Origin of the sequence: Pseudomonas sp. EZ-C24 (genome assembly GCF_014525325.1) — a bacterium.
Taxonomy (GTDB): Bacteria; Pseudomonadota; Gammaproteobacteria; order Pseudomonadales; family Pseudomonadaceae; genus Aquipseudomonas; species Aquipseudomonas shirazensis.
In genome coordinates, this window is record NZ_JACDIU010000021.1 from 60,364 (window position 1) to 74,018 (window position 13,655).

Here is a 13,655-nt window from a genome sequence, read left to right on the forward strand (position 1 = left end):
ATGGTCGTGGTTTGCCCCAGGCCCTGAGCCTGACCGAGCCATCGCAAGGATTTCGTATGAGCCTGTCACTTCTCAGCCGCTATGCATTTTTCGCCGCATGCGTCCTCTTCACCCTCGCCAGCCTGCCGTTCATCCATCATGAATGGCTCTGGCCGCTCACCCTGACCAGCGCCGTACTGAGCCTGATCGGCGTGTTCGACCTGCTGCAAAAGCGCCACGCGGTGCGCCGCAACTACCCGATCCTGGGCAATATTCGCTACCTGGTCGAGGCCATTCGCCCGGAAATCCGCCAGTACCTGCTGGAATCCGACAGCGACGCCCTGCCGTTCTCCCGCGCGCAGCGCTCGCTGGTTTATGCGCGGGCCAAGAACGAGGCTTCGGACAAACCCTTCGGCACCCTGATCGACGTTTACCAGTCGGGCTTCGAGTTCATCGGCCATTCGATGCGCCCGGCGCCGCTGGCGGACCCTGCGAGCTTTCGGATCATCATCGGCGGCCCGCAGTGCACCCAGCCGTACTCGGCATCGATCTTCAACATCTCGGCGATGAGCTTTGGCTCGCTTAGCGCCAACGCGATTCGCGCACTCAACCAGGGCGCCAAGCTGGGCAACTTTGCCCATGACACCGGCGAGGGCAGCATCAGCCCGTATCACCGCGAACACGGCGGCGACCTGACCTGGGAGCTGGGCAGTGGCTACTTCGGTTGCCGCACCGCCGATGGCCGTTTCGACCCCGAGCGCTTTGCCGAGCAGGCGCGCAATCCGCAGGTGCGGATGATCGAGATCAAGATGAGCCAAGGCGCCAAGCCGGGCCATGGCGGGATCCTGCCCAAGCACAAGGTCACCGCCGAAATTGCCGAAACCCGCGGCATTCTGATGGGTGAAGACTGCATTTCACCGTCCCGTCACAGCGCCTTCTCGACGCCTATCGAGTTGATGCAGTTCATTGCCCAACTGCGCCAGTTGTCCGGCGGCAAGCCGGTTGGTTTCAAGTTCTGCCTGGGGCACCCGTGGGAATTCATGGGCATCGCCAAGGCCATGCTCGAGACCGGCATCCTGCCCGACTTCATCGTCGTCGACGGCAAGGAAGGCGGCACCGGCGCCGCGCCGGTGGAATTCACCGACCATATCGGCGTGCCCCTGCGTGAGGGGCTGCTGTTCGTGCACAACACCCTGGTCGGGCTGAACCTGCGAGACAAGATCAAGCTCGGCGCCAGCGGCAAGATCGTCAGCGCCTTCGACATCGCCAGCGTGCTGGCCATCGGTGCCGACTGGGCCAACTCGGCGCGTGGCTTCATGTTTGCCATCGGCTGCATTCAGTCGCAAAGCTGCCACACCAACAAGTGCCCGACCGGGGTCGCTACCCAGGACCCACTGCGCCAGCGGGCGCTGGTGGTGCCGGACAAAGCCAACCGCGTCCTCAACTTCCACCACAATACCCTGCGCGCGCTGGCCGAAATGCTCGCGGCGGCAGGCCTGGAGCACCCGGCGCAGTTGGAGGCCAAGCACTTGGTACGGCGGATTTCGGCAACCGAAATCAAGCTGTTCTCGCAGATGCACGTGTTTCTCAAACCGGGCGAGCTGCTCACCGGCGAGGTCGACGGGCAGTTCTATTCGCGGATGTGGCAACTGGCTCGGGCCGACAGCTTCGAGCCCCACAGCGAGCAGGCCGCCTAAGCGTTTGCAGCAGGTGTCGGCAGTGTCAGCGCGGCATGCCGCCGATGCCGCTCACAAAATTTTCACCTGCTGCGGTCAGCGTCTAAGCTTCAGACACGCAAGACGAAATTACTTGGCCGGATAGATGACTATGGGCGCACAGTGGCAATCGGAACCCTCCAGCACCCAAGCACCTGAAGCAGGTCTGGATAATGCTCCGCCGCCAAAACCACCTCGTCAGCGCAGGTTGTGGTGGCGGTTGATCATTCTCGTCGTGCTGCTGGCGATGATTGCCATCGGCTTTGCGGCCTATGACGAAATGCAGACCTCGAACCTGCAATCGCGCGAGTTCAGCCGCCTGGCCGCGACCTTGACCTACAGCTTGGAGCCAGGCCCCAGCGATGCCATCGTCTACCCCGGTGAAGGGCCTTTCGACAAGCGCCTGGGCTACAGCGCGCTGGGTGAGTTTCTGCCGCGTCTGCTCAAGCGCGATTACCTGATCAGCGAGCAGGTCCGGTTTTCTCCGGCATTGATGGACTATGTCGACCACGGCCTGTTCGTGCCTTTTGTCGAGAAAATCCAGGCGGGTTTGACCATCACCGATTGTCGCGGCGACATGCTCTACCAGTACAACTACCCGCAGCACCTGTACCCGGACTTTGCCGCGATACCACCGGTGATGGTCAAGAGCCTGCTGTTTATCGAGAACCGCGACCTGCTCGACCCGGCCGACCCGCGCAACAACCCGGCAGTGGACTGGCCACGCTTCGCCAAGGCCGCCTACAGCCAGATTGCCAAGTACTTCGCCCTGCCCGGCCAGTCGGCCGGCGGCAGCACGCTGGCCACTCAGCTGGAGAAATACCGCCACTCACCGGACGGCCTGACCGTTTCGGGGAGCGAAAAACTGCGGCAGATGCTCTCGGCCAGCGTGCGCGCGTACAAGGGCGGCCCTGATACCACCGAGTCGCGCCAGCGCATCGTGCGTGATTACCTCAACAGCGTGCCGCTGTCGGCAGTACCTGGACACGGCGAAGTGCACGGCATGGCCGAAGGTTTGCGCGTCTGGTATGGCGCGGACTTCGATCAGGTCAACCGCGCCCTCGCCTCGACTGCCACCGATGCCGACAGCCTTGCCGAGCGGGGCTTGGCCTTGCGCCAGGTGCTGTCGTTGATGATCGCCCAGCGCCGCCCTTCGCATTACCTGTCCAAAGGCCGCATCGAGCTGGCCGAACTGACCGACTCGCATATTCGCGTGCTGACTGCGGCGAATATCATCGAGAGGCCACTGGCGGATGCCGCGTTGGCCAGCAAAGCGCGCTATCGCGATTGGGTAGCGCAGCCGACCATCGTCCCGATCATCACCAACAAGGGCATCAGCCTGGCCCGCAACCGCCTGGCCGGGATGCTCAACCGGCCTCTGTATGACCTCGACCGCCTCGACCTGTCGGCCACCAGTACCCTGCAGGGTGATCTGCAGAACCAGGTCAGCGACTATCTGAAAAAACTCTCCGACCCAGCTTTTGCCGGGGAGATGGGCCTGATCGGCGAGCGCCTGCTGACCAGCAAGACTACCGATCAGGTGCGCTACAGCTTCACTCTGTTCGAACGTACCGCCGATGGCTCGCGGGTTCGTGTGCAAACCGACAGTACCGACCAGGCCTTCGATATCAACGAAGGCAGCAAGCTCGAGCTGGGCTCCACCGCCAAGCTGCGGGTGCTCACCACCTACCTGCAGATCATCGCCGAGCTGCACGACAAGTATGCCGGCAAGCCAGTCAGCGAGCTGAAGAAGGTGGATGTCGCCGAGCTTGACCGGTTGACCCAATGGTCGCTGGAATGGCTGACCCTCAACAGCAAGAATCAAAACCTCGATGCGATGCTCGACGCAGCGCTTGAGCGCAAATACTCGGCCAGTACCGGTGAGGCATTCTTTACCGGCGGTGGCATGCATGTGTTCAACAACTTCCGCAAGGAAGACAACGGTCGCAACCCGACCCTCAAGGACGCACTGCGCGAGTCGATCAACCTGCCGTTCATTCGCCTGATGCGCGACATCGTCCGCTATGTCACCTACCAGCAACCGTTCAACCGCGCGATGCTGCTCAAAGACGATGGCGACCCGCGCCGGCAGGAATACCTGGCACGCTTTGCTGATCGCGAAGGCAGCAACTACCTCATGCGCTTCTGGAAAAAGTACCAGCGCAAGACCTCGCAACAGCGCCTGGATACCTTCCTCGACAGCATGCGAGTCACCCCGCAGCGGCTGGCAGCGGTGCACCGCTATCTGTTTCCGGAAGCCTCCCAGGAAACCTTCAACGCCTTCGTCCGCGCGCACAGCAAGGGCGACAAAAAAGCCTTGGCCAAGCTCGACGATGGTCGCCTGTCGCAGATGTACGACAGTTACGGCCCCGGCAAATACGACCTGCCCGACCAGGGCTTTATCGCCAAGGTGCACCCGCTTGACCTGTGGCTGCTCGGTTACCTGCTGAAAAACCCCGGCGCGAGCCTGAGCGAGATGCTCAATGCCGGTCGGTTCGAGCGCCAGGAAGTCTATGGCTGGTTGTTCAAGAGCCGCCACCAGGGTGCTCGTGACAGTCGTATCCGGACCATGGTCGAGATCGAGGCGTTTCTCGATATACATCAACGCTGGAAGCAGGTCGGCTACCCGTTCGATCATCTGGTGCCATCCCTGGCCACCGCCATCGGCAGCTCGGGCGATCGTCCGGCAGCGCTGTCCGAGCTGGTCGGGATCATCCAGAACGACGGTGTGCGCTTGCCAACACTGCGCCTCGACACCCTGCACTTTGCCGCCAACACGCCGTATGAGACCAAGCTGATCAGCGATCCGGACCGCGGCAAGCGGATTCTGCCGGTTGAAGTCGCACGCGCGCTTAAAGGCGCCATGTCGCAAGTGGTAGACGCCGGTACGGCAAGGCGTATCTCCGGCAGCTTCAAGCTGCACGATGGCACGCCACTGGTGATGGGCGGCAAGACCGGTACCGGCGACAACCGCATCGAGAGCTTTGGCGCTGGCGGTCGGCTGATCGGTTCGCGCTCGCTGAACCGCACCGCAACCTTCGTGTTCTTCCTGGGCGACAACCACTTCGGCACCCTCACCGCCTTTGTGCCTGGGCGCACGGCAGAGGCCTTCACCTTCACTTCGGCATTGCCAGTGCAGGCGCTGAAAGGGATGGCACCGATCCTGATGCCGTATCTCGAACCAGGCAGTAGCACCGAGTGCAAACCACCTCAGTTAGCGGCCAACCACTGACAGCACAGTCACCGCCCGGACAGCCCGGGTGGTGACTGATCGAATAACCAAATGAGAATCATCACTATCTTTGGCTTGTCTTAAGATATATCTTGAGTAGTATCTAACGATATATCGCAGACGGAGCCTTTAGACCATGCGTGATCACGATCCCTTCGACCGCCGCCCCGCCCGCGGCGAACGCGGCCCGCGGGTATTTGCCCCCGGCGACCTGAAATTGCTGCTGCTGGCCATGCTTGCCGAACAGGCCGGCCATGGCTACGACCTGATTCGCCAGATCGAGACGTTGTTCGATGGCAGCTACAGCCCGAGCCCCGGCGTGATCTATCCAACCCTGAATTTCCTTGAAGAAGCCGAACTGATCAGCGGCCAGGTCCAGGGCAGCAAACGCCTTTACGCCATTACCGATGCCGGGCGCACTGCCCTGACCGAGCAAGCCGTCGCCATCGATGGTGTGCGCATGCGCATCGAAGTCAGCAAGCGGGCACTGCGTGGCCATGATCGCCCACCGGAAATTCATGAGGCCGTGGGCAACTTGCGCCATGCCCTGCATATGCACAGCGGCCGCTGGAACAGCGCCGAGATCGAGCGGGTCAGCAATCTGCTCAACGACACCGCCAAGGCCATTGCCGCCGGCCCGGCCGATTCCGTCACGGAGAACACTTGATGAACAACAGCATTCACCGCGTCAATCACGAAATCAAACAGCGTCGGCTGCAGGTACTGCGGGTGACCGATCTGACTCCGCGCATGCGCCGCATCACTCTTGGCGGGCCGGAGCTGGCAGGCTTTGTCAGCCTCGGCAGCGACGACCATATCAAGCTGTTGTTCGGCGTGACTGCTGCCGAACAGGCGGCCATCGATGCGCGCCAGTCGGGCCGCGACGGTGGCGCTCGGCCGACCATGCGCGAGTACACCCCGCGCCGCTATGACCAGGCCAGCGGCGAGCTGGATATCGACTTCGTCCTGCATGGCGACGGCCCTGCTTCGACCTGGGCTGCTCAGGCTCAACCGGGCCAGGTGTTGAACATCGCCGGGCCAAGGGCTTCGCTGGTGGTGCCGGACGTTTTTGACAGCTACCTGCTGATTGGCGACGAGACGGCGATCCCGGCCATCGCCCGGCGCTTGCACGAGTTGCCGGCAGGTCGCCGGGTGCTCGCGCTGATTCAGATTGCCGACGACCAGGAACGCCAGCCGTTGCCGAGCCAGGCTGAGGTCGAGGTGATCTGGGTGCAACGTGACAAGCAGGACCTGCTGGCAGTGATCAGCGAGTTGCCTTTGCCGGAGGGCGAGTTGTACAGCTGGGTCGCGCTGGAGAAGTCTTTGACTCGACAGGCCAAGACCTTGCTGCTGGAAAAAGGCGTTCACGAGGATGCCTTGAAAGCCGCCGCCTACTGGCGCGCCGATGGGAGTACTGACGACGAGTAGTCTCAGTCGAGATACGGGGCTGCGGCCCTCTAGGAGCGGCCTGGTGTCGCGATAGGCCAGCGAAGCTGGCCCGGCGATATCAGCGGCGAAGCGGAAAATGTGGGGCCGCTTCGCAGCCCTTTCGCGACACAAGGCGGCTCCTACAGGAACCGCGCATGACCCAGGAATGACATGGTCAGGGTAGCGGCTGCGTCCTTCGCCGCCCCTGCCAGCGATCCAGCGCCAGCAATACCAGCCCGATCGCCCAGAACGCGACCAACACTACCAGCGCATTGATCATCACCTGCCCATAACCAAGGCTGGCGACATCAATGAACGGATAGGGATAAACCCCGATCTGCTGCCCACGCCACAACGTATAGGCGAAATACACCGCCGGATACAGGCTCCACCAGCCCAAGTCAGACAGGCGCAGCTCCCCCTTGGGCACCACTCGCCACCAATACACTACAAACAGCAGCGGCATCACATCGTGCAGCAACTCGTCCGCAAGCCATTGCCAGCCCTGGGGATGCCACAAGTGGCGCAGCAGCAAGCTGTAGGCAATCGACACCAGCACAATGCTGGCAGCAATGCCTGAGCTGACCCGCGCAGACAAGAACCAACGCCGTGCCGCCGCGGCGTGGCCAAACGCCGCGTAGCTCAGCACGGTCGCCACCAGCGTATTGCTTAAGACGGTGAAAAAGCCGAACAGATTGATCAACCCGCCAATCAGGCTGGCCTGCTCCTGCCAGCGCGCCAGCAACACCAGGTACAGCTGCACACTCAAGCCGAACCAGCCCAGCAGCGCTGCCAGGCTCAGCCATGGATGACGAGCCATTCAGCCTTTGCGCTGCAGCTTGATGTACAGGTACTCGACCTTCTCTCGTGCCCACGGCGTCTTGCGCAAAAAGGCCAGGCTCGACTTGATCGACGGGTCGCTCTTGAAGCAGCGCACGTCGATGCGTTCGGCCAGGCCTTGCCACTGGTAGTGAGCGACCAGCTCGGTGAGGATCTGCTCGAGCGTCTTGCCGTGCAATGCGTTGTGGTTGGCCGTGCTCATGCGGAGCTCCTGCGGTGAAAAGAGGCGCAGATTACACGAGTGTAGAAGCAAAAACCTCTGGCCAGCACTCAACAAAGCAATGTTATAGTGTAACAATACTAATACCTTGCCAAGGAACGCTTGATCTCATGTTGCCGCTACCGCTGCGCCTTTCCCCGCTTGCCGCTGCCCTTTGGCTGGCCTCCCCCGCCAGCCACGCCGTTGAACTGCAGCCACAGGTTATTACTGCCAATCCGCTGGGCAACGCTCAACTTGCCGCGCCCAGTACAGTGCTCGAAGGCGACGCGTTGCTGCACCAGCAGCACGCCAGCCTCGGTGAAACCCTCAACAAGCAGCCCGGGGTCGCCTCAACCTGGTTTGGCCCGGGCGCCAGCCGCCCGGTGATCCGCGGCCTGGACGGTGATCGCATTCGTATCCTGCGCAATGGCGTCGGCGCGCTGGATGCTTCGTCGCTGTCGTATGACCATGCGGTGCCACTGGACCCGGTCACCGTCGAGCGGGTTGAAATCGTCCGCGGCCCAGCGGCGCTGCTGTATGGCGGCAATGCCATCGGCGGCGTGGTCAACACCTTCGACAACCGCATCCCCGATGCCCCTATCGACGGCATTCACGGTGCGGGTGAGCTGCGCTACGGCGGCGCCGACACCACCCGCAGCAGCGCCGGCAAGCTCGAAGCCGGTGACGGCAACTTCGCCTTGCACCTGGATGCCAACAGCCGCCAGTTCAATGACCTGCGCATTCCTGGCTATGCGCGCAGCGGCAAGGTCCGCGACAGTGCCGAGCCGGGCAGCAAACACCGCCTGGAGAACAGCGACGGTCGCCAGGACGGCGGCGCTATTGGCGGCGCCTATCACTGGGAGCACGGTTACAGCGGGTTATCCTACAGCCGTTACGACAGCAACTACGGCTCGGTTGCCGAGCCCGGCGTGCGCCTGGACATGCAGCAGGACCACTACGGTTTCGCCTCTGAACTGCGCGATCTGGACGGCCCGTTCAGCTCGGTCAAGGTCGACGCTGGCTACACCGATTACCAGCACCGCGAGATCGAAAGCGGCGAAGTGCACACCACCTTCAAGAACAAAGGCTACGAGGCGCGCATCGAGGCCAGGCATCAACCGCTGGGGCCAGTGGAAGGGGTGATCGGCGCGCAGGTCAGCCGCAATCAGTTCTCCGCGTTGGGTGAAGAAGCCTTCGTGCCCTACACCGACACCGACAGCCTGGCGCTGTTTCTGTTAGAGCAGTGGCAGGCCAGCGAGCGCCTGAACCTGAGCTTCGGTGCACGTCTGGAACACACCCGGGTCGACCCGGATGCCAAGGGCAACGAGGACTTCGCCGCCGCTGACAGCACCAGTACCTTCAATGCCGTGAGCCTGTCTTCAGGCGCGGTGTATCAGCTTGACCCGATCTGGTCGCTGGCGGCCAACCTCGGCTACACCGAGCGCGCGCCGACCTTCTATGAGCTGTATGCCAATGGTGCGCACGTGGCGACCGGCGCCTATGAAGTGGGTGATGCCAGCCTGAACAAGGAAAAAGCGATCGCCGCCGACCTGGCCCTGCGGTTTCACAATGGCACGCACAAGGGCAGTGTCGGCGTGTTCTATAGCCACTTTCGCAATTACATTGGCCTGATCAGCAGCGGCAATCTGCGTGAAGGGCATCATCATGATGGCGATGATGATCACGACCATGACCATGACCACGGTGATATTCCCGAATACCTGTACCAAGGCGTGCGTGCGCGCTTCTATGGCATCGAGGCGCAGGATCGCTGGCAGTTGCTGGAAAACCGCTACGGCAGCTTTGCCCTGGAACTGTCAGGCGACTACACCCGCGCCAATAACCTGGACACGGGTGAGCCGCTGCCACGGATTGCGCCGCTACGCCTCAACAGCGGCCTGCTCTGGTCGCTGGAGCGCTGGCAGGCGCGCGTCGATGTACAACATGCAGCCTCGCAGCAACGCAAGCCGTCCAACGAAACCAGCACTGACGGCTACACCACCTTGGGCGCAAGCGTCGGCTACCGCTTCGATGTCGGCCAGAGCCAATGGCTGGCGTTTGTCCGCGGCGAGAACCTGACCAATCAGACGGTGCGCTACGCCAGTTCGATCTTGCGCGACATTGCCCCAGCGCCTGGGCGTAGTGTCGAGGTTGGCCTGCGTACAAGCTTCTGAGGAACTGCACTGAGGCCATTATGGCTGGCTCGATTGAGCTGGCCATGGTGACCACAGCCATAGCGCTAGGCCCATTGTTGCTGCAGCAGTAACAATCAAGTGCGACATTTTGTCTTTTTTTATTACCCCTTCCGCTATATCCTGCCGCCGCACTGAATCGCTTCAGCCCATATTCCCACAGCCATACGCCATCGAAGAGCGTGCTTTTCGATGCGCTTGGGTATTTTTCGTCAATCCAAAGATAGCGCTATCTCATGTTCCAGCTACCCCGTAGTCGTTATGCCGCCTTAGGCCTGTCCACACTCCTCTGTGGCGTTACGCCCGCCACGCTTGCCGGTGAAATGTTCGCCAGTGACTCGCCGTGGATGCTTGGCGACTGGAACGGCAGCCGCAGTGACCTGCGCGAGCGCGGCTACGACTTCACCCTCGGCTACACGGGTGAAATGGGCAGCAACCTGCATGGCGGCTACGACCATGACCGCAGCGCGCGCTACAGCGACCAGTTCACCTTTGGCAGCCACCTTGATCTGCAGAAGATCCTCGGCTGGAACGCCACCGAGGTGCAGTTGACCGTGACCGAGCGCCACGGCCAGAACATCAGCAATGACCGCATCAACGACCCGCGCGTAGGGGGTTTTACCTCCGCCCAGGAAGTCTGGGGTCGCGGCCAGACCTGGCGCCTGACTCAGCTGTGGGTCAAGCAAAAGTACTTCGATGGCGTCCTCGACGTGAAATTCGGCCGCTTCGGCGAAGGCGAAGACTTCAACAGCTTCCCCTGCGACTTCCAGAACCTGGCGTTCTGCGGCTCGCAGGTCGGCAACTGGGTTGGCGGCATCTGGTACAACTGGCCGGTCAGCCAATGGGCCCTGCGCGTGCGTTACAACCTGAGCGATACGCTGTACGCCCAGGTCGGCGTGTTCGAGCAGAACCCTTCCAACCTCGAGTCGGGCAATGGCTTCAAGCTCAGCGGCAGCGGTACCCAGGGCGCGGTGATGCCGATCGAACTGGTCTGGAGCCCACAGGTCAATGGACTTGCAGGGGAATATCGCGCCGGCTACTACTACAGTAATGCCAAGGCTCAGGACGTACTGCGCGACAGCAGTGGCCAACCCGCCGCCATCAGCGGCGCTGCCTACCGCAGCCGCTCGAGCAAACACGGTTTCTGGCTCGGCGCGCAGCAGCAGGTGACCTCGCAGGCGTCCGACCAGTCACGCGGCCTGAGCTTGTTTGCCAATGCCACATTGCACGACAAGAAGACTAATGCCATCGACAACTACGTTCAGGCAGGTGTGCTGTACAAGGGGCCATTCGATGCCCGGGCCAAGGACGACATCGGTTTCGCCCTCGCCCGCGTGCACGTCAACCCCGGCTACCGCAAGAACGCCCGCCTGGCCAATCAGGCGGCCGGCATCAGTGATTACGACAACCCAGGCTACCTGCCTGTGCAAGACACCGAATACAGCGCCGAGCTCTACTACGGCGTGCACCTGGCCGACTGGCTCACCGTGCGTCCCAACCTGCAGTACATCCGCCATCCAGGCGGGGTATCGGCAGTCGACGACGCACTGATCGCCGGCCTGAAGATTCAAAGCAGTTTCTGACCTCAACTTTCACGGAGTACCTTTGATGAGCACTGACGGTGCCAAAACCGGAACCCGCTGGCTACCGCGCCTGCTAGGCGTGCTGCTGGTGCTGATGGGCCTGGCCCTGCTGGCCGGCGGTATCAAGCTCAGCCAGCTGGGCGGATCGCTTTACTACCTGCTGGCCGGCATCGGCTTTGCCGTCAGCGGCATCCTGCTGTTGGCCAAACGGCAGATCGCCCTTGGTGTCTACGGCGTGGTGCTGCTGGCCAGCACCGCCTGGGCGCTGTGGGAAGTTGGCCTGGACTGGTGGCAACTGGTGCCGCGCCTGGCGATCTGGTTCGCCCTTGGCGTAGTCCTGCTGCTGCCGTGGGCACGCCGCCCGCTGCTTGGCCCGGCCTCCCGAGCCAACACCGCGCTGCTCAGCGTTGCAGTAGTTGCCGCCGGCGCCACCGCACTGGCCAGCCAGTTCACTCACCCGGGCGAGATCCGCGGCGAGTTCAACCGCGACAGCAGCGAAATGGCCAGCACCGCCCCGGCCATGCCTGACGGCGACTGGCAGGCGTATGGCCGTACCGAGCACGGCGACCGCTACTCGCCGCTGCGCCAGATCACCGCGCAGAATGCCTACCGCCTGGAAGAAGCCTGGCGCATCCGCACCGGCGACCTGCCCACTGAAAACGACCCGGTCGAACTGACCAACCAGAACACGCCGCTGAAGGTCAACGGCATGCTCTACGCCTGTACTGCGCACAGCAAGCTGCTGGCGCTGGACCCGGACACCGGTGCCGAAATCTGGCGCTTCGACCCGCAAGTAAAGAGCCCGGTGGGTACCTTCAAGGGCTTCGCCCACATGACCTGCCGGGGTGCGTCCTATTATGACGAGAACCGCTACGTCAGCCGTGACGGCAGCCCGGCGCCGAAAATATCCGATGCTGGCCAGGTCGTTGCCCAGGCATGCCCGCGCCGCCTGTACCTGCCGACCGCCGATGCGCGCCTGATCGCCATCAACGCCGACACCGGCAAAGTCTGCGAAGGCTTCGCCAACCAGGGCGTCATCGATCTGACTACCGGCATTGGCCCGTTCACCGCAGGTGGTTACTACTCGACGTCGCCTGCAGCGATTACACGCGATCTGGTGATCATCGGCGGCCATGTCACCGATAACGAGTCGACCAACGAACCGTCCGGGGTGATCCGCGCCTATGACGTGCACGATGGTCATCTGGTATGGAACTGGGACAGCAACAACCCGGATGACACCAAGCCACTGGCACCTGGCAAGACCTACAGCCGCAACTCGGCCAACATGTGGTCGATCGCCAGCGTCGATGAAGACCTGGGCATGATCTACCTGCCACTGGGCAACCAGACCCCTGACCAGTGGGGCGCGGATCGCACCCCGGGCGCCGAGAAGTACAGCGCCGGTATCGTTGCCCTGGACCTGGCCACCGGCAAGGCCCGCTGGAACTACCAGTTCACTCACCACGACCTGTGGGACATGGACGTCGGCAGCCAGCCGACCCTGATGCACCTGAAGACCGATGACGGCATCAAGCCAGCGGTGATCGTGCCAACCAAGCAGGGCAGCCTGTATGTACTTGACCGTCGCGACGGCACGCCGATTGTGCCGATCCGCGAGATCCCGGTGCCGCAGGGCGCGGTCAAGGGTGACCACACCGCCCCGACCCAGGCCCGCTCCGACCTCAACCTGCTGGGCCCGGACCTGACCGAACAGGCCATGTGGGGCGCCACCCCGTTTGACCAGATGCTCTGCCGTATCCAGTTCCGTGAACTACGCTACGAAGGCCAATACACCCCGCCGTCGGAACAGGGCAGCCTGATCTACCCCGGCAACGTCGGTGTGTTCAACTGGGGCAGCGTGTCGATCGACCCGGTGCGCCAATTGATGTTCACCTCGCCCAACTACATGGCCTTCGTGTCGAAGATGGTGCCGCGCGAGCAAGTCGCTGCCGACAGCAAGCGCGAAAGTGAAACCAGCGGCGTGCAGCCCAACAGCGGTGCTCCGTACGCCGTAATCATGCACCCCTTCATGTCGCCACTGGGCGTGCCGTGCCAGGCACCGGCCTGGGGTTATGTAGCCGCCATCGACCTGTTCACCAACAAGGTGGTGTGGAAGCACAAGAACGGCACCACCCGTGACAGCACGCCGATCCCGATCGGTATGCCGGTCGGTGTGCCGAGCATGGGCGGCTCGATGGTCACTGCGGGCGGTGTCGGCTTCCTCAGCGGCACACTCGACCAGTACCTGCGTGCCTATGACGTGCACAACGGCGCCGAACTGTGGAAGGCGCGCCTGCCAGCAGGTGGCCAGGCCACGCCGATGACCTACACCGGCAAGGACGGCAAGCAGTATGTGCTGGTCACCGCCGGCGGCCACGGCTCGCTGGGCACCAAGATGGGTGATTACATCATCGCTTACAAACTGGCCGACTAATACTCGCGCCAGTGCATCATCTGCATAAAAAAAGCGGAACCTGTATGGTT

The 13,655-nt window shown here is 62.5% G+C and carries 9 protein-coding genes; 7 read left to right on the top strand and 2 right to left on the bottom strand.

Annotated features, from left to right (window positions below; all coding sequences use genetic code 11):
- Nucleotides 1-56: 56 nt before the first annotated feature.
- The 4 genes from IDM28_RS17665 (at nucleotide 57) to IDM28_RS17680 (ending at nucleotide 6,354) form a co-directional block, all read left to right on the top strand.
- Nucleotides 57-1,676 carry an FMN-binding glutamate synthase family protein gene (locus tag IDM28_RS17665; protein WP_101321863.1) on the top strand — a complete coding sequence of 540 codons (1,620 nt, stop codon included), beginning with the start codon at nucleotides 57-59 and terminating at the stop codon, nucleotides 1,674-1,676.
- A gap of 130 nt (nucleotides 1,677-1,806) precedes the next feature.
- Nucleotides 1,807-4,926: a transglycosylase domain-containing protein gene (locus tag IDM28_RS17670; protein ID WP_188036569.1), complete on the top strand. Its 3,120-nt coding sequence runs from the start codon at nucleotides 1,807-1,809 to the stop codon at nucleotides 4,924-4,926.
- A gap of 136 nt (nucleotides 4,927-5,062) precedes the next feature.
- Nucleotides 5,063-5,593 (top strand): PadR family transcriptional regulator, encoded by a 531-nt coding sequence (locus IDM28_RS17675; protein WP_188036570.1) that lies wholly within the window; start codon nucleotides 5,063-5,065, stop codon nucleotides 5,591-5,593.
- Nucleotides 5,593-6,354 (top strand): siderophore-interacting protein, encoded by a 762-nt coding sequence (locus IDM28_RS17680; RefSeq protein WP_188036571.1) that lies wholly within the window; start codon nucleotides 5,593-5,595, stop codon nucleotides 6,352-6,354. The genes IDM28_RS17675 and IDM28_RS17680 overlap by 1 nt, the downstream gene beginning before the upstream one ends.
- A gap of 175 nt (nucleotides 6,355-6,529) precedes the next feature.
- On the opposite strand, the gene IDM28_RS17685 is transcribed toward IDM28_RS17680, so the two are convergent.
- Both IDM28_RS17685 and IDM28_RS17690 read right to left on the bottom strand, forming a co-directional pair.
- Nucleotides 6,530-7,174 carry a Pr6Pr family membrane protein gene (locus IDM28_RS17685; RefSeq protein ID WP_188036572.1) on the bottom strand — a complete coding sequence of 215 codons (645 nt, stop codon included), beginning with the start codon at nucleotides 7,172-7,174 and terminating at the stop codon, nucleotides 6,530-6,532.
- A complete protein-coding gene (locus IDM28_RS17690; RefSeq protein WP_101321868.1) occupies nucleotides 7,175-7,396 on the bottom strand; it encodes a VF530 family DNA-binding protein in 222 nt (73 codons plus the stop codon).
- Nucleotides 7,397-7,524: 128 nt separating this feature from the next.
- Here IDM28_RS17690 and IDM28_RS17695 point away from each other — a divergent pair, with 128 nt between their 5' ends.
- From IDM28_RS17695 to IDM28_RS17705, 3 genes are all read left to right on the top strand, one after another.
- On the top strand, nucleotides 7,525-9,567 hold the full coding sequence (locus tag IDM28_RS17695) for a TonB-dependent receptor (protein ID WP_188036573.1): 2,043 nt from the start codon (nucleotides 7,525-7,527) through the stop codon (nucleotides 9,565-9,567).
- A gap of 254 nt (nucleotides 9,568-9,821) precedes the next feature.
- A complete protein-coding gene (locus IDM28_RS17700; RefSeq protein ID WP_188036574.1) occupies nucleotides 9,822-11,168 on the top strand; it encodes a carbohydrate porin in 1,347 nt (448 codons plus the stop codon).
- A gap of 25 nt (nucleotides 11,169-11,193) precedes the next feature.
- Entirely contained in the window at nucleotides 11,194-13,605 is a 2,412-nt protein-coding gene (locus IDM28_RS17705; RefSeq protein WP_188036575.1) for a glucose/quinate/shikimate family membrane-bound PQQ-dependent dehydrogenase, read from the top strand.
- The last annotated feature ends 50 nt before the right edge of the window (nucleotides 13,606-13,655 follow it).

Excerpts from the sequence above, each read along its gene's own strand:
- IDM28_RS17700 (WP_188036574.1), top strand. The coding sequence starts at position 9,822 with ATGTTCCAGCTACCCCGTAGTCGTTATGCCGCCTTAGGCCTGTCCACA.
- IDM28_RS17680 (WP_188036571.1), top strand. The coding sequence starts at position 5,593 with ATGAACAACAGCATTCACCGCGTCAATCACGAAATCAAACAGCGTCGG.
- IDM28_RS17670 (WP_188036569.1), top strand. The coding sequence starts at position 1,807 with ATGGGCGCACAGTGGCAATCGGAACCCTCCAGCACCCAAGCACCTGAA.
- IDM28_RS17695 (WP_188036573.1), top strand. The coding sequence starts at position 7,525 with ATGTTGCCGCTACCGCTGCGCCTTTCCCCGCTTGCCGCTGCCCTTTGG.
- IDM28_RS17705 (WP_188036575.1), top strand. The coding sequence starts at position 11,194 with ATGAGCACTGACGGTGCCAAAACCGGAACCCGCTGGCTACCGCGCCTG.
- IDM28_RS17675 (WP_188036570.1), top strand. The coding sequence starts at position 5,063 with ATGCGTGATCACGATCCCTTCGACCGCCGCCCCGCCCGCGGCGAACGC.
- IDM28_RS17665 (WP_101321863.1), top strand. The coding sequence starts at position 57 with ATGAGCCTGTCACTTCTCAGCCGCTATGCATTTTTCGCCGCATGCGTC.
- IDM28_RS17685 (WP_188036572.1), bottom strand. The coding sequence starts at position 7,174 with ATGGCTCGTCATCCATGGCTGAGCCTGGCAGCGCTGCTGGGCTGGTTC.
- IDM28_RS17690 (WP_101321868.1), bottom strand. The coding sequence starts at position 7,396 with ATGAGCACGGCCAACCACAACGCATTGCACGGCAAGACGCTCGAGCAG.